This window comes from Paenibacillus sp., from assembly GCF_035645195.1.
Lineage (GTDB): Bacteria > Bacillota > Bacilli > Paenibacillales > YIM-B00363 > Paenibacillus_AE.
The window spans coordinates 166,991-188,549 of the sequence record NZ_DASQNA010000010.1; the positions used below are offsets into that span (position 1 = coordinate 166,991).

A 21,559-nucleotide genomic window follows, 5' to 3' on the forward strand; every position below is an offset into this window, starting at 1 on the left:
TGACCACCACGGGAACGGCCGCGCCCGCGACCGGTTCGCCGATGTCGATGTAGTCGCCATGCTCCGCCGCCACCTGATCGATGCAGACGATGCCGCGGCCGGAGCCGAGCCGGATCGCCAGCGATTGGCCGAGCGCCTTCGCCATGTCGCTGCGGCAAACGACGGCAAGCACGTCGTGAGGCGCGGCGCCTGCAAGAAACTCGCCGGCGACGGCATCGGCCAGCCGCTGCAGCAGCGCGTACGTGCACGGCTCGATCGGGGGAACCGCCAGCGCGAACGTCGGCCCCGAACCGCCGGCCGCGCCATACAGCCGCCGCCCGGCCTCGAACGCCTCGGCGACGTCCGACGGCGCGGCGCCCCCGAGCTTCACCACGGGCACATTGCGCACCGGCAGCGCGCCGGGACTGACGTGCACCGTCGCCCCCGAAATATCGGCCGCCTGCATCCCGGCGCCGATGACCGTCGCGCGCACCGTCTGCCGCGCCTCCACCCAGCGGTACGGGTACCGCGACGCCGCCCGCTTCACTGCATGCGCGAGCGCCGGACCGATGTCCCCGTGCACGGCCGTCTCCGCCACGGAAGCGGGTTCCGGCGAACGCATCAGCTCCGCGACGCCGCCGGAGACGAGCAACTCCCCCGCCTCCGGCAGCGAACCGCCGCCCTCGCCGACGACGAGCAGCCGGGTCCGCTCATCGCGGTTCGTTCCGGCGAGATACGAAAGCAGCGTCTCCGCCATCCGGTCCGCGAGCTCGCGAATGGACGGCAGGTCGAGCCGCCGCCCCGGCGACAGGTCGTACCCGTGCGCCCGGAGCCAAGGCTGGAATGACTGCGCCGCGGCGAGCACGGTCCCGTCGGCGTCGATCCGGACGAGCCGGCCGCCGATGCGCAGCGTCGCCGTGGCGAGGCTAACGCCGCCCCGGAAGAACGCCGCGTTGGCGGTGCCGCCGCCGATGTCGACGCTCGCGACCGTCTCGCCGCTCTCGAGCGAGCGCGTCTCCGCGCCGGCCCCCTTCGCGGCAAGCAGACCTTCGAGGTCGGCGCCCGCCGCGGCGACCACGAAATCGCCCGCGCGCGCGGCTAGCGCATGCGCGATGCGTTCCGCGTTGCGCTTGTTCGCCGTCTCGCCCGTAATGATGACCGCCCCCGTACGGATGTCCTCGGGCCGTACGCCCGCCCGGGCATACTCTGCCGCCAAAATATCCGCGACGCGCGCCTCGTCCACTTCGTCCTCGGAGCGCAGCGGCGTCGTATATACATCGCTGCAGTACGTCAATTCCCGCTCCGCGATGACGAATGCGGGCAGCGCGAACGCCCCCGACGTCCGCCGGATGCGCAGCCGGCTCAGAATCATTTTCGTCGTGCTCGTCCCGAGGTCGATGCCGACGCTCGCGATCCACTCCTCGTCGCGCGCCTCCGCTGCCGTCATTCGAACGCCTCCTTACCTTACGTCGTTACTCCGCCGCTCCCGCCGCGGCCTTGTCGACGATCGCCGTGCAATCCGCATGGCGCTGCAGGATGCTCGCCGGCAGCGCGTTCGTGACCTCGCCGTGCAGCATGCCGCGCACCGCCGCCGCCTTGTTCTCGCCGCTCGCGACGAGCAGCACCGTCCGCGACTCCATCACCTGCGCGATGCCGAGCGTCACCCCGCCGGTGAGCTCCCGGCTCTCCTTGAAGTATTTCTGCCCGACCGTCACGGTCGTCTCGCTGAGCGCCGTGACGTGCGAGCGCGACGCGAAATCGACGCCCGGCTCGTTCAGCCCGAGATGCCCGTTGACGCCGATCCCGAGCAGCATCAGATCGATCGGCCCGTTCGCCTCGATATACGCGTCGATGCGGCGGCACTCCGCCTCCAGATCGTCGGACGCCGCATCGAAGTACACGATCTGCTCCGGGCGTATGCCGAGCGGGTCGAAGAAGTCCCGGTACATCATTTCCTGCGCGCTGCCGTCCGAATGACGGTCCATGCCCGCCCACTCGTCAAGCCCGACGAACGTGCAGCGCGAGAAATCGACCTTCTTCTCCTGCGCCATCTCCCGCAAAATTCGGTACGCGCCGAGCGGCGTGTTGCCGGCGGCGAGACAAAGCAAGCTGTCGGGCTTTGCCGCGACGTACGCCGCAATGCGCTGCGCCGTCTCCTGCGATACTTCCTCATAGTTTTGTTTTATTTCCACATTCATTCCTTTACGCCTCCCGCAGTCATGCCCTGCACCAAAAATTTTTGAAACGCGTATGCGATAATCACCGGCGGCAGACACGCGAGCACGCCCCCGGCCGAAATCATGCCGTAATCGACGGCGTTCTTCCCGCTGAACTCCGCGATCGCCACGGAGATCGTCTTGGCGTCGAGCGACGAAGTGAAGAGCAGGGAGAAGAAAAATTCGTCCCACGCGAGCAGAAACGTAAAAATACAAGTCGCGATAATGCCGGGGCGCACGAGCGGCACGACGATCATCAGCAGCGTCTGTAATCGGCCGCACCCGTCGATGCTCGCGGCCTCATAGAACTCCTTGGACAACTGGCGGAAATAGCTCTGCATAATCCAAATGACGAACGGGATCGCAAACGTTAAATCTAGAAGGATGAGCGTCACCTTGGAATCGAGCGCGCCCGCACCGCTGAGCATCAAATACAGCGGGATGACGATGACAACCGACGGAATCATGTACGTAAACAAGAATAAGTAAATAAGCTTCTGGCGAAAACGGAACCGGTACCGGGCGAACGCATGAGCCGCCAGCCCTCCCACCAGCACCGCCGCGATCGTCACGCAAGCCGCCACAGTGAAACTGTTAAACATGGAAATGCGGAACGAGTACGCCAGATCGTTATTCGGGTTCGAGAAAATGTCGATGTAGCGCTGGAACGTCACGTTCTCCGGAATCCATCGCAGCGGGACGGTCGTCAAATCCTTTTGGTACGAAACGCTGGAGATGACGAGCCACAGAAAAGGAGATAACGTGCAAACGGCGACCGATGCGGCGAAAATATACTGGATGACAGAAAACGCTGCACTGTGTCTCATCTACCCTTCCTCCTCCATCTTCAGCGTTTTGACGTACACGAACGTCATGATGACGATCAAGAGCGCGATCACGTACGAGATGGCCGCCCCTTGCGAATATTGCAAATTGGAGAACGCTTTGATGTACGCTTGATACGTGAGCACCATCGTGCCGTTGGCGGGGCCGCCCTGCGTCAGCGCGTAGATCAAATCGAACACCTTGAACGATTCCATCGTCCGCATCACGAGCAGCACAAGCAGCGTCGGTTTCAGGTACGGCAGCGTCAGCATGAAGAATCGGCGGACGAGTCCCGCGCCGTCCATGCTCGCAGCCTCGTAAACCCCTTTGTTCGTCATCTGCAGCGACGCGAGGATGAAGATGACGACGAACGGCGTCATTTTCCATACGTCCGCGACGATGACCATGTGCATGGCGAGCCACGGCGAGCTGAGCCAAGAGCGGTACGCGTCCATGATGTGCAGTTGCGTCAGCAGCGCGTTCAACGCGCCGTACTCAGGATGGTAAATCCATTTCCACATCGCGGCGTTGACGATCGTCGGCACCGCCCACGGCAAAATGATAATCGTGCGCAGAAACGTTTTCCCAACCAAGTTTTCATTAAGCAGAAGCGCGATCAACAAGCCTAGGATCAGTTCGAGCGAAATGGATACGGCGGCAAAGTAAAAGGTGCGTCCGAACGAGTCCCAAAAGCCCGGGTCGGACAGCAAGCTCGCGTAATTTTCGAATCCGACGAACTTCCCTTTATCCTTGGAAATCAGTTCCATATTCTGTAAGCTGTAAATAAAGGTCTGGATCAAGGGATATACAACGATCCCGAAGACCAAGAGAATGGCGGGGGCGATGCTGAACCAAGCGAACGTCTTGTCATTCATTCTCTTCAAGGCGGTCTTCAACTCCTTCGAAGCAAAATAGGAGGCGGGGGTGAGCCCCCCGCCGAAGGTCGTTACTCAACCATTTCAATCGCTTTCGCCTGCAAATCGTTCAGCGCCTGCTCCGGCGTTACGTTCCCGAGAAGCGCTTTGCTCACGGCGACTTGAAGCTCCGTCGACAGCTCGCCGTACCACGGCACTTGCGGACGGTTGATAAGGTACTTATATTGCTCTTTCGACACATTGACCAAATCGGGATTCGTCGCGATCACCGCTTCGTCTTCGAACAGCGATTTCCATATCGGCATCGCGTCTTTCGCGTGCGCCTTCTGAAAGTCCTTCGACGCCAGGAACTGAATGAACTGCCAAGCCTCGTCCGGGTGGCCGCTGCCCGCCGGAATCGCAAGGCCCATGCCGCCGTTGGTCGACGCGCTGACGATACCGTCGGTTCCCGGATCGATCGCGATCCCCACCTTGCCGGCTACGGACGATTCGTTCGGGTCGTTGGCGAGGTTGTACATGTACGCCCAGTTCAGCGCGAACGCCGCTTTGCCGCTCGAGAACGTGCCGCGTACGTCTTCTTCGAGGAATTCCCTCGAGTTCGGGTTGCTGAGGCCGTCCTGCAGCGATTGGACCATGAACTCCAACGCTTCGATGTTCTTCGGATCGTTCAACGTCGGCTGGCCGTCCGTCACCAAGTGTCCGCCGAACGACTCCGTGATGGAAGCGAAATCGACCGCGAGCGCCTCCGCCTGCTTCCACGACCAGACGATCGGGTATTCGACGATGTTTTGCTCTTTGATGATTTTCGCCGCTTCGAGCAGCTCGCCCCATGTCGCCGGAACTTCCGCGATGCCGGCTTGCTCGAGCATTTCTTTGTTGTAGAACAAATATTTCGTATCGTTCAGCCACGGCATGCCGTACAGCTTGCCGCCGTACTCGACTGCGCTGAGGGCTCCTTCGAAAATGTCGGCGCGATCCGCGTCCGGCAGCTTGTCCGTCACTTCCTCGAGAATGCCCGCTTCTACAAACTTCGCCGTCCAAGGCGCGTCGATGAGCGCGACGTCTAAATTGCCGTTCGAGGTAAGGATTTTCGTCTCCAACGACTCGTACGGGACGAACGTATTTTCCACTTTAATGTTCGGGTTCTGCTCCATGAATTGCGCCGTCGCCTCGTTAATGGCGTCTTCGCTGTAACCGGCTTGCTTCATGAAAATCGCGTTCAAGGTAATCGTTTCGCTCCCGCCGGTCGCCTCTTCCCCGGTTCCGCCGGAGCCGCCGCCTCCGCAAGCGGATAACAAACCGACGAGCAGCGCGCCAGACAACATCATTCCTACCGATTTTTTCATGTGAGCACCATCCCTTGTTATTGTTCTTGTATTTGCTGAAAAGCGTAGGCGATGGCGCCGATGGCGCCCGCATCCCCGCCGAGACGGGCGAGTTCGATGGCCGTCTTGTTGGGAGAGCACTCGTCTACTTTTTTCTTGATGCTTTCGATCACCGAGCCGAGCGATTCGGAAACCCCGCCGCCGATAATGACTTTCTCGGGGTTGAGCAGGCTCGCGACGTTAGCGATCGCCGCCGTCATTTCGACGATGAACGATTCCACGATTTCTTTCGTGTCCGGATCCCCTTTTTCATAACGTTCGAAAAGCTCCTCCGCCGTGACCCCATACTTGTTCAGCGCCGTGCCCGACGTCTTGTCCTCGAAGGCGCCGAACTGGTCGGGGCGGGAGACCACGCCTTGGCGAATTTCCTCCGGCGTGATGAAATAGCCGATCTCGCCGGCCATGGATCGATGACCCAGGACGAGCTCGCCGTTCGCGATAATCGCGCCGCCGACGCCGGTGCCGAGCGCGATCAGCACCACGTCGTCCGCGTTATCGCCGGCTCCGCGCCATCTCTCCCCGAGCGCCGCCAGATTGACGTCGTTGCCGAGGAACACGGGGAACGGAAAATGCGGCTCGATTTCCCCTTTCAAGTTGACACCGTGCAGGCCGAGCGCGGGCGAATCGATCAGGACGCCTGTATTCTTGTCGAACGTGCCCGGCACGCCGATGCCCATCGCGATGATGCGCTCCGCGTCGACCGGCGCCTGCGCGATGAAATCTTGAATCGCTTCGATGACGGCCGGAATTTCGAATACCGTCGGACGCTTCTCCTTATGTACGACATTGCCGTCGAGATCGGTCAGCGCCATCAAGATCTTCGTGCCGCCGATGTCGACGCCGACGCCATAGGCCGACTTCGGGTTGAACCCGAGCTTCATCCCTCTTCGCCCGCCTTCGCGGGTCGAATCGCCGAATCCGAGCTCGACGACGAATTTCTTCTCGATGAGATCATCGATAATCAGCGACACGGTCGAGCGGCTTAGATTCAAACGCTTAGCGATCTCCGCCCGCGTAATCGGCTGATGGTTGCGAATTTGCTCGAGGACCAAAGATCGGTTGATGTTTTTGATCAGCTCGAGACTCCCTGTTTTCTTCATCTTGGCCTCCTCGCAACGGTTAGTTTGTTCGGTGTCAAAACTAACTGTTGCGTTAAGTATATTTACACAGGTTTCTTCTGTCAACAACTTTTTGTTTCTCTGTGTTATGTTTTATTACATATGAACCGTGTAACTTTGCAGTTCTCAATCTCCCTTACAACCGAATCTAAACTACACCGCAAAGAAACATGACATCATTCCACACACAACACAACGAGATTGGTCGTGATTTTGTTGTTAACAGGTCGAGATAATGTTCAATTTCATGAAAAGATGACCGGTATAATAGTTCGTAAGATTAAATTTTTACTTTAAGAAGAGACACGAAAGCGGGGAATCTTTTTGTTGAAAAAGAAATTAGAACGTTTGCGTATCTCAGCGACAGGGAGAGGACTTGAAACCGAAAGCGGGAAGCCATTTTTCTGGCTTGCCGATACCGCTTGGACCATCGCCACGGAGCTGCACTGGAAAGATGCGAAGGCCTATTTGGAGGACCGCAAGGAAAAGGGGTTTTCCGTGATTCAGATCGTCGCCCTAGACCCGGAAGCGGATCCGGAGATGCGATCTCCGTGCGGCGAGAAAGCTTTGCTTAGCGATAAGCCTTTGACTCCAAACGCCCGTTATTTCGAATATCTTGATCACGTGATTCAAATGGCGGAAGAACTTGAACTTTATGTATTGTTGTTGCCTGTTTGGGGACAGCTCGTCGTCGGCGAAAATTGGTTTGGAAAAACGTTCGAGAAGATCATAACGGAAGACAATGCCTACGCTTACGGCGCATGGCTCGGCGAAAGATATCGCTCGCAGACCAACATCATATGGGCCTTGGGGGGCGATCGGCATCCCGTTCATCAGGGCGTCGATTATCGCAGGCTGTGGAGGCTCATGGCGGAAGGTCTCGCCAAAGGGGTGCTTGGAAAAGAGCTAAAATGGAATGAAAACGATCCTGCTTGGAGCGATATGCTGATCACTTATCACACAAGCTGCTTCGGCAATCCCCTCCGCTATTCCACTACGGATTATTGGACGGACGAAGACGCCTGGATTCGTTTCAACATGCTCCAATCCGGTCACAACCCTTCCGTACAAAGTTACCTGCAAGTGGAAAAGGACTATTACCGAAAACCTGTTAAACCTGTAATCGACGGGGAACCGAATTACGAAGGAATGCCCATGTCTTTCCCCCTCACGCACCCGTTACAGACTCATGGCGATTGGAATGTAAGGAGAAGGGCTTATTGGTCGCTGTTCGCGGGTTCTTTCGGGCACACCTACGGTCACCACAGCATCTGGCGCTTTGCAAGGAAGAAAGATGATTGGACGCTCCTCGCTTGGCACGAAGCATTGGACCAGCCCGGGGCGCGGCAGATGAAGGTTTTGCGCGATTTCGTTCATTCCCGTCCTTTCCATCGTGCAGAGCCTTGCCAAGGAATGATTCGTCATCCAGCGAATTGCGCCGACGGCTGCTTGGACGATCATAGACAGGCATGTATGGACAGCGAAGGCAGCTTTGCTTGGATCTACTTTACTAGCGGCGGCACGGAACAGGTTGATTTGTCGCGAATGCAGGGATCTCCCCTTCATGCTTGGTGGTTTAACCCTCGCGACGGCAAGTGTTACGATGCAGAAGGCTCTGTATCCGAGAAGCCATTCGCATCTTTCAGCGAGAAGACTGTCGTTGCGTTCACTACGCCGACTTCCGGCAAGGAACAGGATTGGATTCTCGTTCTGGATCATGCAGAAGCCGATTACATCGTACCGGGGAAAAGCGCTGAGATCGTTCGTTCGGAGAATGATGATCAAGCACATACAGAGGTGTTTTTTCCAACGATCCAATAACATCAGTGTGTATGAAAGCGAAAACCCGCTCAGTGAGCGGGTTTTCTGTATTAGTGACGACTTTGGTGCCATCCTAGCGAGCGCTTCGTACTGCTGCTATTTCGTCGATCTCGCTCTTCAGCAACAGATATCTATGTACACTTCTCATAATTGGGACTTTGGTTAAATTGTTTTTATCCACGAAGACCTTCATCTGGTCTTTGGAGAGGCCGAGTATTCCGCCTGCCTCCATGACGGTCAATACGACTTCATTGCTCGTTGCATTAAACGTCTTTTTTACTTTCAGGTTCCAGTCTCCAAATACGTTCATGTCTGTTTCCTCTCTCGTTCCTCATCGATCGGAATACTTCATTATAGCACAACTTGCGTCATAACCCTTAAACTTGAAATTACAATAACGTTCTGTACATCTGGCCGCTGAGACATTCAGCGGCTCTTCTTTATTTTTCAAGCAGGAAAAGACACCCTCATCGGGTGTCTCCTCTGGTAAACCTATGGAGGCTTTTAGTGTCATCACGCAGACGCCCTTCAGTAATTCCTTTTAACAGGTTGAGTTTTTAAATGCGCATAAACCAATCCCGTTATCGTTTGAATAATGAGAAATACAACAACATTATATTCAAGCTTATATCCTCTTTGGTAATGCGTCATTCCCATCCATTCCGAGACCCATTGCATCCCGACAGCGACGATTGTCCAGCCTAAAATATAAATAAGGAGCTTTCTTTTTCCGATATTTAGCATTTCGTAAAAGTTTACAAAAAAGTATCCAAAAGGGGCAAACATAAAATACGTTAACAAATCGGTTAATTCATAGCGATGCGAATCATTAACCCGATAAAAATCCATCATCCCTCCGCCGATTGTAAAGTCAAACAGGGTCGAGCTTGCAAAACCCCATAACAAACCTAGGACCAAGTAACGCTTCGGAACTTTTCTGGGGACCAAGACAACAGCCGCATATGAAATAACCAACATGGCGAGGATATACCATTCGTTCCGATCAAAGTTCTCCCAAAGAATCATGAAGCGTTTACCTCACGATACACTAATTTTCTATACGCCTTCAATAAGCCATAGCCAACGGCAAAGAGAAGCGCGATATGTATAGCTTCATAAAATAAATTCCACCGCTTATACTCTAAAATCCTGTAGAAAAGGAGTACTCCATGTAATGATAGTATGACCGCTATCCCTAATCCTGCTGTGATCAGTGCGACCGCAATCTTCTTCGACTTGAATATGATGTTAATTAAAATAACAAAGAAAATTGGGAACGCAACCGTTCTATATAGAAGATACCCTGTGTACGATAATCCATCCCTCGTTATTTCGACAAGTTTGAACTCTTCTGCAATGACCCACGAAACATGAATTCCAATGGTGAGTATGACCAAATAGAGAAATACATTCTCGATAAACGATAAGCCCTTATCCATGGAGTATAGGATGAGAACGGCCGCCCATGCAGTGACGAACATAATCACAAATCCCAATACTGTCACTCCCACACTAAGATTAGCTTCATCATAACCAATTTTCATTACCTATATACTGCTAAACAAATAGGACACCGCACGGGATAAACGCGAAGAGGCCATCATCCTCTTGCGGATGATGGCCCCATGGTGGAGGCGAGGGGAGTATGGACATGTTCGATTTGAACGGCTGCCGAAGCCAACTCAACGATGACAACCATAGCGGTCCATGTCCATGCCGTGCTCGGTCCGCTCACGCTCCCCTGCGCGCGGCCGAACCCCTTTACCTGGGGGATCGCCTCCCCTCCACGCCTCCACCAACGCAAAAAGGACACCGCTGAGGTGTCCTTCTTCATGGTTGGTGGAGGCGAGGGGAGTATGGACAAGTCGGTTAAACCTGCTCACGAAGCCCATTCGACGATGACAACCACAGCGGTCCATGTCCATGCCGTGCTCGGTCCGCTCACGCTCCCCTGCGCGCGGCCGAACCCCTTTACCTGGGGTATCGCCTCCCCTCCATGCCTCCACCAACGCAAAAAGGACACCGCTGAGGTGTCCTTCTTCATGGTTGGTGGAGGCGAGGGGAGTCGAACCCCTGTCCGAAAATAACGGCACACAAGCTTCTACGAGTGTAGTTACGGTTTTGATGTCATCACGCAGACGCCCCGGAACCGGCTTCGAACGTGATCAGCCTGATTGTCTTCTTCCGTTAGACCCCAGGCGGAGACCTAACGGCGTATCCCACTAAAGGTTAGCCCCTAGTCTAGCACATGGGCGATGCTAGGTAGAAGCTCGAGAGCAGGTTATTAAGCTGCTGCTGCGAAAGAAGGTTGTGCTTTGCCATTTATTATGGCTTTCGCGTTGATAAAGCGGACGCTGCCCCACTACTCGCTACTCATGCTCGAACTATTCCCGTCGAATCCAAAAACGCCCCCGAGATGAAAAGATGAAACTGCCTTACGAAATTCATTATACCACGAATCGGCGGTCGAACCTATGGAGAGTGGTGGAACGGGAACCATGGGAACCAAACCGAACCGAAACGCGAAGCTTCGGAATATCATCATACCAACAGCGAGCCCCGAAATCAAGCGAAGGACGCGCAGAAGGGGCCGCGCCCGCTGCTGCAGGCGCGGCCTCCCGACGTAGCGCTAATCTTTGCGCTTCTTTTTCTTCACGCGCTTCTTCGCCCCGCCGCCGAGCGTAATGCCCGGGGTCAGCTCGGTCGACGCTTCGGCCGCGACGAGCGCGGATGTGCGCGGGCCTTCGTCGGCGCGCGGACCGCTGCGGTTCTTCTTCTTGCCGCCGCCCTTACCGCCGCCGCCGGTCGCACCGAGGCCCGGGCCCGCCGCGAAGCCGCCGCCGAAGCCGTTGCCGCCGCCGCCCGCGCGCGACTTCTTCTTGCCGCCGCCGCGCTTGCCGCCGCCGCCGCCGCCGGTAGGGCCGCCGCTAGCGCCGCCAGTACCGCTGCGCTTCTTGCCGCCCCCGCCGGACTTAAAGCCCCAGAAGTCGGTGCCTCCTTCGGCGGAGCCGCCCGCGGCGTTCTTCGAACCGCGGCTGTTCCGCTCCATCGTGCCTTCCGTCGCGATGACTTTCGCCCGCGGGCCGCGCTTGCCGCGACCGGCGCCGCGCCCCGGCGCGCCGCGATCGACGCGGATGACGCTCGCGCGTCCGCCGGCGCGCGACTTCATATCGACCATCTCGAAGTCGATCGTCCGCTCGTCGATGTTGACCCGCGCGACGCGCACCTTCACCTCGTCGCCGATGCGGTACATCTTCGCCGTCCGTTCGCCGATCAAGGCGAGCTGCATCTCGTGGAAATGGTAATAGTCGTCTGTCAAATCGCTCAGACGCACGAGCCCTTCCACCGTGTTGCCCAGCTCGACGAACATGCCGAACGACGTCACGGACGAAATGATGCCCTCGAACTCTTCGCCGATCTTATCCAGCATGTACTCGGCTTTCTTCAGGGCGTCCGTCTCCCGCTCCGCGTCGACCGCGAGCCGCTCGCGCTCCGAAGATTGCTGCGCGATGTCCGGCATCCGCGACGCCAAATACTCCTGCCGGTGGTCCGCCAGCCCGCCGCCGCCGTTGTTGATCACCTCGCGCATGATTCGGTGAATCACGAGGTCCGGGTACCGGCGAATCGGCGACGTGAAGTGCGAGTAGAACTCCGCCGCCAAGCCGAAGTGGCCGAGCGACTCCGCGTCGTACCGCGCCTGCTTCATCGAACGCAGCATGACCGTGGAGATGACGGTCTCTTCCTTCGTCCCCTTAATCTCCTCAAGCAGCGTCTGGAGCGCGCGCGGATGGACCGTGTTGCCTTTGCCCTTAACCACGTAGCCGAAATTCGTAATGAACTGCATGAAGTGCAGCAGCTTTTCGCTGTCCGGATCTTCGTGGATGCGGTACAGGAACGGCACTTTAAGCCAGTGGAAATGCTCCGCCACCGTCTCGTTCGCCGCCAGCATGAACTCCTCGATCATCATTTCCGCGATCGTCCGAGGGCGCTTCACGATGTCGATCGGCTTGCCTTCCTCGTTGACGATCACCTTCGATTCGGAGAAATCGAAGTCGATGGCGCCGCGCCGCATCCGCTTCTCGCGCAAAATGAGCGCCAGATCGCGCATTTGCCGGAAGAACGGAATAAGCTCCTTATACCGCTCGAGCAGCTCCGGTTCCGGTTCGGCTTCGTCGTCCACCAATTGGTACACGTTCTTATACGTCATCCGCTCCACCGTCTTAATGACGGACGGGAAAATGTCGTGCCGCACGATTTTCCCGGTAGGGTCGATTTCCATTTCGCACGATAACGTCAGACGGTCGACGCGGGGATGCAGCGAGCAGATCCCGTTCGACAGCCGATGCGGCAGCATCGGGATGACCCGGTCGACCAAATAGACCGACGTGCCCCGGTTGAACGCTTCGCGGTCCAACGCGGAGCCTTCGCGCACGTAATAGCCGACGTCCGCGATATGGACGCCGAGCAAGTAATTGCCGTTCTCGAGCATCTCGCAGCTGACCGCGTCGTCGAGGTCCTTCGCGTCCTCGCCGTCGATCGTCACGATCGTGCGGCCGCGCAAGTCGCGGCGGCCCGCCAGCTCTTCCTCGCGGATCGTATCCGGCGCCGCCTCCGCTTCTTCCATCACCTCGGGCGGGAACGCCTCCGGCAAGCCGAATTTGCGGATAATGGACAAAATATCGACGCCCGGGTCGTCCTTATGACCGAGGATTTCGACAACTTCGCCTTCGGCGGCGGCCCGGCCGTCCGGGAACGTCACCAGCTTCACGACGACCTTCTGTCCCGTGACCGCGCCCATGAATTTCTCCCGGGGCACGAACACGTCCTTTTGGATCCGCTTGTCGTCCGGGATGACGAAACCGTACGTTTCGTGATTCTCGAACGTACCGACGATTTGCGAATTCGCCCGCTTCACGATGCGCACGACTTCGCCTTCGAGCTTCGTTCCGTTCGGCCCGCCTCGTCCCGTGACGCGCCCGAGCACGATGTCGTTCTGCATCGCGCCCTTCATGTCATTCAAATGAATATAAATGTCCGGGTGGTCCCGGTCTTCGGGGATGAGAAAGCCAAAGCCCTTCGGATGCGCATGAAGGCGCCCGCGGATCAAATTCATCCGCTCCGGCACGCCGTACCGGTCCGTTCTCGTCCGCACGATCTCGCCTTCGTCTTCCATTTCGTTGAGGAGCTTCACGAGCTCCTTGAACGCTTCCGCGTCCTCTAGGCCGTAATGACTTTCGAGCTCCTGCACGGTGAGCGGCTTATACGCCGTCTCCCGCATAAATTCCAGCAATTCCTGCTTCGTTACCACCATCGATTCACCCCGGCTTCCTTACTCCTATTGTATCCACCAAAGACGCTAGACAAAACAAAAACAGCAGGTTTAGTGTACCTGCTGTATATCGGTCTCATTCGTGTACAGTTTTTCCCTTAGCCGACGACGTAAGCAACGACTACGGTTAAGATAAAGAAACCTACGGCCAGGCCCATCGTGATGCGCTGGAGGAGCAATTCCATGCCGCGCGCCTTTTGCTTGCCGAACAAGTGCTCCGCGCCGCCCGTAATCGCACCGGATAACCCTGCGCTCTTGCCCTTCTGCAGCAGGACGATCGCGATCAACGCGACGGAGAAAATGATGAGCAGTACTTTAAATAACGTTTCCAAAACGGTTCCACCTCCGACGCACAAAACTCACGTATGCTATATAATATCATAACCGCCCCCGGAAGACAAGCCATTTACGTTCCGGCTGCCGCTGCTTGAGCGGTTTGGCGCGAAGCTGAAGAAAATGGCGATCACCGCCGCACTGTTCACGGCGCTTGGGACGGCTTCGGTCGCGGTAGGCTCGGCGAGTTCCTCGTCGGGGTGCTCCTGTTCGCGATCATCACCTATGTATCGAGGGCGTACTCTCAAGAGCTGCGGGTGCGGAAGCACCATGCCGAAGAATTCACGCGATTGTTCGAGTCCAAAATATTCCCGCGCATGGAAGGCCACGGCATCCGGGTCGGCATCATTTGCGAAGCGCTCTTCCTGAAGATCGATTTCCCGGCGCGGGACCGCAAAGATCTCGTGCAAGCGGCCGTCATGCATGACATCGGGAAGCTGCTGCTCCCGCCGCACGTGTTTACGAAGCGAGGCTCCCTTTCGCTGAAGGAAGAGACCGAATACCAATCGCATAGCGAAAAAGGGGCCGACATCGTGCGCACCTTTTTTCTCCGACGCGAACATGTATCCGTGGACCCTGCACCATCACGAGCGGTACGACGGCAAAGGGTACCCGCGGCGGTTGGCCGGACAAGCCATTCCGCTGGGCGCTCGGCTGCTTACGCTCGCGAATCGGCTCGACCATCTGCTCGCTCGGCATGAACAGGACGCCGGCTGAACACGCCGTCCGAAGACGTTCGCGAAGAGGCGGGCTTCCATCAAGAAGCGCTCGACATCGGCCGCGCCTCCATGCTGCGCTCTGGGAGCTCGCTTGGCAAAGGGTTTTCCTTAATTTATCGCTCCGCCGACGAGGTGTCCCTTCATACGTCAACTGAGGGTCTGTACGTACTGCTGACATTCCACAGCCAAGAGGGAGTGCTGCTGATCAATTCTTCCCAACAGCAAAGCAGCGCATAACATGGAAAAGGGCCTCCGCTCATGCTGGAGACCCTTTTCCTTCGCTTTCGTTATCTCTGCTTTTTCCGGCTGCCGAGCACAAATTGCTCGACCGTCCTCCGGTCGTCCTCGCTCAGCTCGCGCCGCAGCCGCTTCGCGAGCTCCGCCTCGATCCGGCGCTCGTCGTCGCCGATCTCCAGCACCAGCTCGGCCAGCGTCCGAAACTCGGTGATTTCCGCCCAGAACGCCTCTGCCTTGACCGGCTGCGAATGCGATTCGATGTACCACTCCGCCGGGTACTCGCGAACGCGATCGATCAACCGAAGCAAATCCACCGCGTCATAATACCGAGGTCCGTCGTAGATGGCGGGACCCAGCGCGTCGCCTAGAAACAGAACGCGTTCCTCGGGGATGTATACAATACTGTGATCGTCCGCATGGACGCCGCCGATATGGTCGATGACGCAGTCGACGCTTCCGAGGTGGAGCGTGACGGAGCGATCGAACGTCATGTCCGGGAGCGCGATCTCGATATCTCGGATTTCGCCGAACTCTTTTTTGATATAGCTCGTGCAAAATTCGATCTCTTCCCCGGTCCGCACCCGCTCGTCGAGCGCCTCGTCCGACCAGTCGAGCCCGACCAGCTTCGCCAGCGCCTCCCGCGTCCGGCGGTGCGCGATGAGCGGCATACGTTCGTACGGGGCGCCGAAGGCGTGATCCCAGTGCCAATGCGTCAACGCCGTCATCGGCTCGCGAACGGCATGCGCCGCCCGCACCGCCTCTCGGAACGCGGAGGCGTGGCGCCGCGAGTTGCCGGCGTCGATGTACAGCGTCCGCTCGTCTCCCAGCACAGCTCCGAGAATCGGCCGATCGACGCTGCCGTCCGCCGGCATGTACGCGAACCTCTTCGTTAATTGTTCCAACATCGTTACGCGACTCCCCTATGTCAGCGGCGAGACGCCGCGTTTTTTCGACCATATCGATTTCTTAGGCGGCGGCAAGAAGTATTGAATCGCCCGTTTTGCGCACCAGAGCGCGAACAGCACGAAGAAGACGCCCCAGAGAATCGCCGGCACGCCGGTGACGCCGGCGAGGTTGGCGGCATCGCCCGCACCCTCCGGCGTCGTCGCGGCCACATACAATATCGTGATGGCGCCGGTCACCGACTCGACGAGCGAGAGGAACGCCAACAGCAGGTAGTACGCCGTTCGAATGAAGGCGATCGGCATGATGAAGGCCAGCGCGTTCAGTCCGATGAAGCCGAGCAGCCACTGCGCGCCGAAGTCGTTGCGCACGAACAGCAGCAGGCAGGCGAGGGCGATGCCCGTCACGATCGCGAGTCCGACGCGGTACTGCCGGTACCGATGCAGGGCGAACAGCATCACGGCGAAGAGCGAGGCGGTCATATAGCCCGACAGCGCCACCGGGATGAGCCGCCAGCCGCTCTGCACGGCCGACAGCGTGACGCCGCTGTGATCCTCGTACAAGTGGATGTACTGCACTTCCCCGGATAACAGCAGCGTCGCAGCCGCATGCCCGAACTCGTGAACCATCGTGTCCATGTTGCGGAAATACGGCGAAAAGGGGAGCCACTCCGCGAGCGCGAAGCATCCCACTAGTAACGCTAGCGTGATGATCCATCGGCCCATGGCGGCTCCCCCTTAGGTAAAGCGGAAATTCTTCAGGTTATAACAGGTTTTGTTGTAACCTGATATTTCTTCTTACTTGAAATTCTTCAGTTATAACAAAACCCCAATCGAAGCACCTTCACAGATGCGCGACCGCGGATTAGCGGTAGGTTTTGTTGCAACCTCGTTCCTTCGTTTTACTTGAAGCTTTTGAGGTTATAGAACGCCTTCTTGCCTGCGTATTGCGCGGCGACGTTCAGGTTGTCTTCGATGCGAAGCAGCTGGTTGTACTTCGCGACGCGGTCCGTACGGGACGGCGCGCCCGTCTTGATTTGACCCGCGTTCGTCGCGACCGCGATGTCGGAGATCGTGCTGTCTTCGGATTCGCCGGAACGGTGCGAGATGACCGCCGTGTAGCCCGCGCGCTTCGCCATTTCGATCGCGTCGAACGTTTCCGTCAGCGTACCGATTTGGTTGACTTTGATAAGGATCGAGTTGCCGATGCCTTCTTCGATACCCTTGGACAGGCGCGTCGTGTTCGTGACGAACAAGTCGTCGCCGACGAGCTGCACTTTGCCGCCGAGGCGTTCCGTCAGCAGCTTCCAGCCTTCCCAGTCGTCTTCGGAGCAGCCGTCTTCGATCGTGATGATCGGGTACTTATCGACCCAAGAAGCGAGCAGGTCGACGAACTCAGCCGGCGTGAACGACTTGCCTTCGCCTTCGAGCTCGTACTTGCCGTTCTTGAAAAATTCCGTGGACGCGACGTCCATGCCGAGGAACATGTCGACGCCCGGCTTATAGCCCGCGCGCTCGATCGCCGCAATGATCGTTTGCAGCGCTTCTTCGTTGGAGCCGAGGTTCGGCGCGAAGCCGCCTTCGTCGCCTACTGCCGTGTTCAAGCCTTTTTCTTTCAAAACGGACTTCAGCGCATGGAACACTTCCGCACCTGCGCGAAGCGCTTCGGCGAACGACGGCGCGCCGACCGGCAGTACCATGAACTCTTGTACGTCGACGTTGTTGTCCGCGTGCGCGCCGCCGTTGACGATGTTCATCATCGGAACCGGCAGCTGCTTCGCGTTGAAGCCGCCGAGGTAGTTGTAGATCGGAATGTCGAGTGCGTCCGCAGCGGCGCGAGCGACCGCCATCGATACCGCGAGAATCGCGTTGGCGCCGAGCTTGCCTTTGTTCGGCGTGCCGTCGAGATCGATCATCGCCTTGTCGATCGCGACTTGCTCGAGCGCGTCGAGGCCGATGATGACCGGAGCGATGACTTCGTTCACGTTCTGAACGGCTTTCAGAACGCCCTTGCCGAGGTAGCGGCTCTTGTCGCCGTCGCGAAGCTCAACGGCTTCGTGCGCGCCCGTGGATGCGCCGGACGGAACGATGGCGCGGCCTTTCGCGCCGGATTCGAGCTTGACTTCGACTTCGACCGTCGGGTTGCCGCGGGAGTCGAGCACTTCGCGTGCGTAAACGTCGGTAATGATCGTCATTAAAAAACACTCCTTATAAAGGTTTATTCTCGTCCGGGCCCGCGAAGACCCGAACGTTTGGCAAACCAAGATTATTTCAGCAGCGAGCTGCCCGTCATCTCTTGCGGCTTCGGCAGGCCGAGCAGCTCGAGGAGCGTCGGCGCGATATCGGCGAGGATGCCGTCGTCGCGGAGCGATACGCCTTCCTTCGTGACGATCAGCGGCACCGGGTTGATCGTGTGCGCCGTGTTGCGCGTGCCGTCTTCGTTCGTGACGACGTCCGCGTTGCCGTGGTCCGCCGTGATAACGGCGACGCCGCCCTTGGCGAGCACCGCTTCGACGACTTTCCCGAGACACTCGTCCGTCGCCTCGACGGCGCGGATCGTCGGCTCGAGGAGGCCCGAGTGCCCGACCATGTCGGGGTTCGCGAAGTTGAGCACGATCGCGTCATGCTTTTCCGCCTCGATCTCGGCGACGCAGGCCGCCGCGACTTCATAGGCGCTCATTTCCGGCTGCAGGTCGTACGTCGCGACTTTCGGCGAATTGATCAGGATGCGCGTTTCGCCCGGCAGCTCGACGTCGCGGCCGCCGCTGAAGAAGAACGTCACGTGCGGATACTTCTCCGTTTCGGCGATGCGCAGCTGCTTGAGGCCGTGCTGGACGAGCACTTCCCCGTAAGTATTATCCAATTCTTTCGGCTTATAAGCAACATACCCGTCGACGCTTTCGCTGAACAGCGTCAGGCAGACGAAGTAAAGGCCCGTCGGCGCCTTGTCGCCGCGGTCGAAACCGCGGAAATCGGCGTTCGTGAACACTTGGGACAGCTGAATGGCGCGGTCCGGACGGAAGTTGAAGAACACGACCGCGTCGCCGCTCTCGACGAGGCCGACCGGCTTGCCGTCTTCGCCGACAATGACCGTAGGCATGACGAACTCGTCGTATACGGATTTCTCGTGCGATTCGATGATCGCCTTCATCGGATCCGTATACGTCGGACCTTCGCCGTACACCATCGCGCGGTACGATTTCTCCGTGCGCTCCCACCGCTTGTCGCGGTCCATCGCATAGTAACGGCCTTGGACGGTCGCGATGCGGCCGATGCCGACTTCGGCGATTTTGTCCTGCAGCATGCCCATGTACTTCTTCGCGCTGTCCGGCGCGACGTCGCGGCCGTCCAGGAACGCATGGATGTATACGTCCTCGAACTGCTCCTTCTTCGCGAGCTCGAGCAGCGCGAACAAGTGGCCGATGTGGCTGTGGACGCCGCCGTCGGAGAGCAAGCCGTACAGGTGCAGCTTCTTGCCGTTCTCTTTCGCGTGGCGCACCGCGCCGACGAGCGTTTGGTTATCGAAAAACTCGTTGTCGCGAATCGACTTCGAGATGCGCGTCAAATCTTGATAAACGGTACGTCCCGCGCCGATATTGAGGTGACCGACCTCGGAGTTGCCCATTTGGCCCTCCGGAAGGCCGACGGCCTCGCCGTGAGCGGTCAACGTCGTATGCGGATACGTGTTCCAGTACCGATCGAAATTCGGTTTGTTCGCCTGTGCGACCGCGTTGCCGTGCAAATCGCCGCGCAGCGCGAAGCCGTCCAGGATGATCAGCGCTACCGGTTTGGGGCGATTCATGCTTTCGCACCTTCCACCAGCGCGATGTAGGAAGCCGGCTGCAAGGATGCGCCGCCGACGAGCGCGCCGTCGATGTCGGACGCGCCGAGGTACTCGCGCACGTTCTCAGGCTTTACGCTGCCGCCGTATTGGATGCGTACTTTCGCCGCCGCTTCGGCGCCGAACGCTTCTGCGACGACCGAGCGGATGTACGCGATGACTTCGTTCGCGTCTTCCGCCGTCGACGATTTGCCTGTGCCGATCGCCCAGATCGGCTCGTACGCGATGACGAGCGAACCGACTTGCTCCGCGCTCAGGCCTTCCAGCGCGCCGAGCGTCTGCACGCGGCACACGTCCTTCGTGCTTCCCGCTTCGCGCTCTTCGAGCTTCTCGCCGACGCATACGATCGGGATGAGGCCGTATTGGAACGCGGCTTTCGTTTTCTTGTTGACCGTCTCGTCGGTTTCCGCGAAATATTGGCGGCGCTCCGAGTGACCGAGGATGACGTATTTCACGCCGAGATCGGCCAGCATCGGGCCGGAAATTTCGCCCGTGAACGCGCCGGACGCTTCCCAGTGCATGTTCTGCGCGCCGACCGCGATGTTCGTGCCCTTCGCCGCTTCGACGAGCGCCGGCAGCGCCGTGAACGGCGCGCAAATGACCGCTTCCACGCCGGACACGTTCGCTACGGCCGACTTCGCTTCCGCGATGAATGCCGCCGCCTCCGCGCCGGTTTTGAACATTTTCCAGTTGCCTGCCACAATCGGGGTTCTGCTCATCGTTCTGCCTCCTTTAGATCATCACGCGATTACTTATCGTTAAGCGCAACAACGCCCGGAAGCGCCTTGCCTTCCATGAACTCGAGCGATGCGCCGCCGCCCGTGGAGATATGATCCATCTTGTCGCCGAGGCCGAATTTCTCGACCGCCGCAGCCGAATCGCCGCCGCCGATAACCGTGTACGCGGACGTCGTCGCGCAAGCTTCCGCGACCGCGCGCGTGCCGTGCGAGAACGGCTCGATTTCGAATACGCCCATCGGTCCGTTCCAGACGACGAGCTTGGAGTTCTTGATCGTCTCCGCGTACAGCTCGCGCGTTTTCGGGCCGATGTCGATGCCTTCCCAGTCGGCCGGGATGCTGTCGATGCCGACGATTTTCGTGTTCGCCGTCGGGCTGAAGTCGTCCGTCACGACGATGTCGACCGGCATGAGGAAGTTCACGCCGCGCTCTTTCGCTTTCGCGAGGAAGCTGAGCGCCACGTCGATTTTCTCGTTGTCTACGAGCGATTTGCCGATTTCATAGCCTTGCGCCTTCAAGAATGTATAAGACAAGCCGCCGCCGATGATGACGTTGTCCGCGATCTCGAGCAGCTTGTTGATGACGTCGATTTTGTCTTTGACCTTCGCGCCGCCGACGATCGCCGTGAACGGGCGATCCGGGTTGAACAGCGCTTTGCCGAGCACCGCCAGCTCCTTCTCCATCAGCAAGCCGGAAACGGCCGGGAGATGGTGCGCGATGCCTTCCGTCGACGCATGCGCGCGGTGCGCCGCGCCGAACGCGTCGTTGACGTACAAGTCCGCGAGCGACGCGAACTGCTTCGCCAGCTCCGGATCGTTCTTCTCTTCGCCTGCGTAGAAGCGGACGTTCTCGAGCAGGAGCACGTCGCCGTTCTGCAGCGCGTCAACCTTCTCCTGCACCGCCGGGCCGACCGCTTCGTCGGCTTTCGCCACCGGCTTGCCGAGCAGCTCGGAAAGGCGCGCCGCGACCGGCGTGAGGCGCATATCTTCTACGACTTGCCCTTTCGGACGGCCGAGGTGACTTGCGAGGATAACCTTCGCGCCGCGCTCGATCAAATATTGAATCGTCGGAACCGTTTCGCGGATGCGCGTATCGTCCGTGATCGCGCCGTTCTCGAGCGGCACGTTAAAGTCTACGCGTACGAACACCTTTTTGCCCGAAACGTCTACGTCTCTTACGCTCTTCTTGTTATAAGCCATAAGTGCTCCCTCCGGAATGTTGGTCTACACCCGCCGAAAGGCG

General features: G+C 58.5%; 18 protein-coding genes, 1 other RNA gene and 2 pseudogenes. 3 read left to right on the top strand and 18 right to left on the bottom strand.

Annotated features, from left to right (window positions below; all coding sequences use genetic code 11):
* Positions 1-46 precede the first annotated feature (46 nt).
* The 6 genes and pseudogenes from VE009_RS05120 to VE009_RS05145 form a co-directional block, all read right to left on the bottom strand.
* A pseudogene (locus VE009_RS05120) lies at positions 47-1,426 on the bottom strand (ethanolamine ammonia-lyase reactivating factor EutA); the annotation flags it as partial.
* A 25-nt stretch (positions 1,427-1,451) separates the two neighbouring features.
* On the bottom strand, positions 1,452-2,177 hold the full coding sequence (locus tag VE009_RS05125) for a glucosamine-6-phosphate deaminase (protein ID WP_325006333.1): 726 nt from the start codon (positions 2,175-2,177) through the stop codon (positions 1,452-1,454).
* Positions 2,174-3,022 (bottom strand): carbohydrate ABC transporter permease, encoded by an 849-nt coding sequence (locus tag VE009_RS05130; RefSeq protein ID WP_325006334.1) that lies wholly within the window; start codon positions 3,020-3,022, stop codon positions 2,174-2,176. The genes VE009_RS05125 and VE009_RS05130 overlap by 4 nt, the downstream gene beginning before the upstream one ends.
* Positions 3,023-3,895 (bottom strand): sugar ABC transporter permease, encoded by an 873-nt coding sequence (locus VE009_RS05135; protein WP_325006359.1) that lies wholly within the window; start codon positions 3,893-3,895, stop codon positions 3,023-3,025.
* A gap of 71 nt (positions 3,896-3,966) precedes the next feature.
* A complete protein-coding gene (locus tag VE009_RS05140; protein WP_325006335.1) occupies positions 3,967-5,241 on the bottom strand; it encodes an ABC transporter substrate-binding protein in 1,275 nt (424 codons plus the stop codon).
* Between the two features lie 17 nt (positions 5,242-5,258).
* The gene (locus VE009_RS05145; RefSeq protein ID WP_325006336.1) at positions 5,259-6,380 is read right to left on the bottom strand and encodes an ROK family transcriptional regulator; all 1,122 of its coding nucleotides are present in this window, start codon (positions 6,378-6,380) and stop codon (positions 5,259-5,261) included.
* A gap of 345 nt (positions 6,381-6,725) precedes the next feature.
* Between VE009_RS05145 and VE009_RS05150 the strand changes: the two genes are divergently transcribed.
* Positions 6,726-8,219: a DUF4038 domain-containing protein gene (locus tag VE009_RS05150; protein ID WP_325006337.1), complete on the top strand. Its 1,494-nt coding sequence runs from the start codon at positions 6,726-6,728 to the stop codon at positions 8,217-8,219.
* A 73-nt stretch (positions 8,220-8,292) separates the two neighbouring features.
* Here VE009_RS05150 and VE009_RS05155 read toward each other — a convergent pair whose 3' ends face one another.
* The 6 genes from VE009_RS05155 to secG form a co-directional block, all read right to left on the bottom strand.
* Positions 8,293-8,529, bottom strand: a complete 237-nt coding sequence (locus VE009_RS05155; protein ID WP_325006338.1) for a DNA-binding protein — start codon at positions 8,527-8,529, stop codon at positions 8,293-8,295.
* A 218-nt stretch (positions 8,530-8,747) separates the two neighbouring features.
* Positions 8,748-9,245, bottom strand: a complete 498-nt coding sequence (locus VE009_RS05160) for a hypothetical protein (protein WP_325006339.1) — start codon at positions 9,243-9,245, stop codon at positions 8,748-8,750.
* Positions 9,242-9,763: a hypothetical protein gene (locus VE009_RS05165; protein ID WP_325006340.1), complete on the bottom strand. Its 522-nt coding sequence runs from the start codon at positions 9,761-9,763 to the stop codon at positions 9,242-9,244. The genes VE009_RS05160 and VE009_RS05165 overlap by 4 nt, the downstream gene beginning before the upstream one ends.
* Before the next feature lie 503 nt (positions 9,764-10,266).
* Positions 10,267-10,632: a transfer-messenger RNA gene (gene ssrA / locus VE009_RS05170) on the bottom strand.
* A gap of 216 nt (positions 10,633-10,848) precedes the next feature.
* Positions 10,849-13,527, bottom strand: coding sequence for a ribonuclease R (gene rnr, locus VE009_RS05175; RefSeq protein WP_325006360.1), 2,679 nt, complete (start codon positions 13,525-13,527; stop codon positions 10,849-10,851).
* 119 nt (positions 13,528-13,646) lie between these two features.
* Entirely contained in the window at positions 13,647-13,880 is a 234-nt protein-coding gene (secG, locus tag VE009_RS05180) for a preprotein translocase subunit SecG (protein WP_325006341.1), read from the bottom strand.
* Between the two features lie 318 nt (positions 13,881-14,198).
* On the opposite strand from secG, the pseudogene VE009_RS27195 reads away from it, so the two are divergent.
* Together VE009_RS27195 and VE009_RS05190 are read left to right on the top strand one after the other, a co-directional pair.
* Positions 14,199-14,378, top strand: a pseudogene (locus VE009_RS27195) (HD domain-containing protein); the annotation flags it as partial.
* 64 nt (positions 14,379-14,442) lie between these two features.
* Entirely contained in the window at positions 14,443-14,598 is a 156-nt protein-coding gene (locus VE009_RS05190) for an HD domain-containing phosphohydrolase (RefSeq protein WP_325006343.1), read from the top strand.
* A 289-nt stretch (positions 14,599-14,887) separates the two neighbouring features.
* Here the strand turns inward: VE009_RS05190 and VE009_RS05195 are convergent, their stop codons facing one another.
* The 6 genes from VE009_RS05195 to VE009_RS05220 all read right to left on the bottom strand — a co-directional run bounded on the left by VE009_RS05195 (position 14,888) and on the right by VE009_RS05220 (position 21,516).
* Positions 14,888-15,742 carry an MBL fold metallo-hydrolase gene (locus VE009_RS05195; protein WP_325006344.1) on the bottom strand — a complete coding sequence of 285 codons (855 nt, stop codon included), beginning with the start codon at positions 15,740-15,742 and terminating at the stop codon, positions 14,888-14,890.
* A 15-nt stretch (positions 15,743-15,757) separates the two neighbouring features.
* Positions 15,758-16,465: a M50 family metallopeptidase gene (locus VE009_RS05200; RefSeq protein ID WP_325006345.1), complete on the bottom strand. Its 708-nt coding sequence runs from the start codon at positions 16,463-16,465 to the stop codon at positions 15,758-15,760.
* Positions 16,466-16,641: 176 nt separating this feature from the next.
* Positions 16,642-17,934, bottom strand: a complete 1,293-nt coding sequence (gene eno, locus VE009_RS05205; protein ID WP_325006346.1) for a phosphopyruvate hydratase — start codon at positions 17,932-17,934, stop codon at positions 16,642-16,644.
* A 71-nt stretch (positions 17,935-18,005) separates the two neighbouring features.
* Positions 18,006-19,541: a 2,3-bisphosphoglycerate-independent phosphoglycerate mutase gene (gene gpmI / locus VE009_RS05210; RefSeq protein WP_325006347.1), complete on the bottom strand. Its 1,536-nt coding sequence runs from the start codon at positions 19,539-19,541 to the stop codon at positions 18,006-18,008.
* A complete protein-coding gene (gene tpiA / locus VE009_RS05215; protein WP_325006348.1) occupies positions 19,538-20,299 on the bottom strand; it encodes a triose-phosphate isomerase in 762 nt (253 codons plus the stop codon). Before tpiA ends, gpmI begins: the two co-directional genes overlap by 4 nt.
* 29 nt (positions 20,300-20,328) lie before the next feature.
* The gene (locus VE009_RS05220; protein WP_325006349.1) at positions 20,329-21,516 is read right to left on the bottom strand and encodes a phosphoglycerate kinase; all 1,188 of its coding nucleotides are present in this window, start codon (positions 21,514-21,516) and stop codon (positions 20,329-20,331) included.
* Positions 21,517-21,559 lie beyond the last annotated feature (43 nt).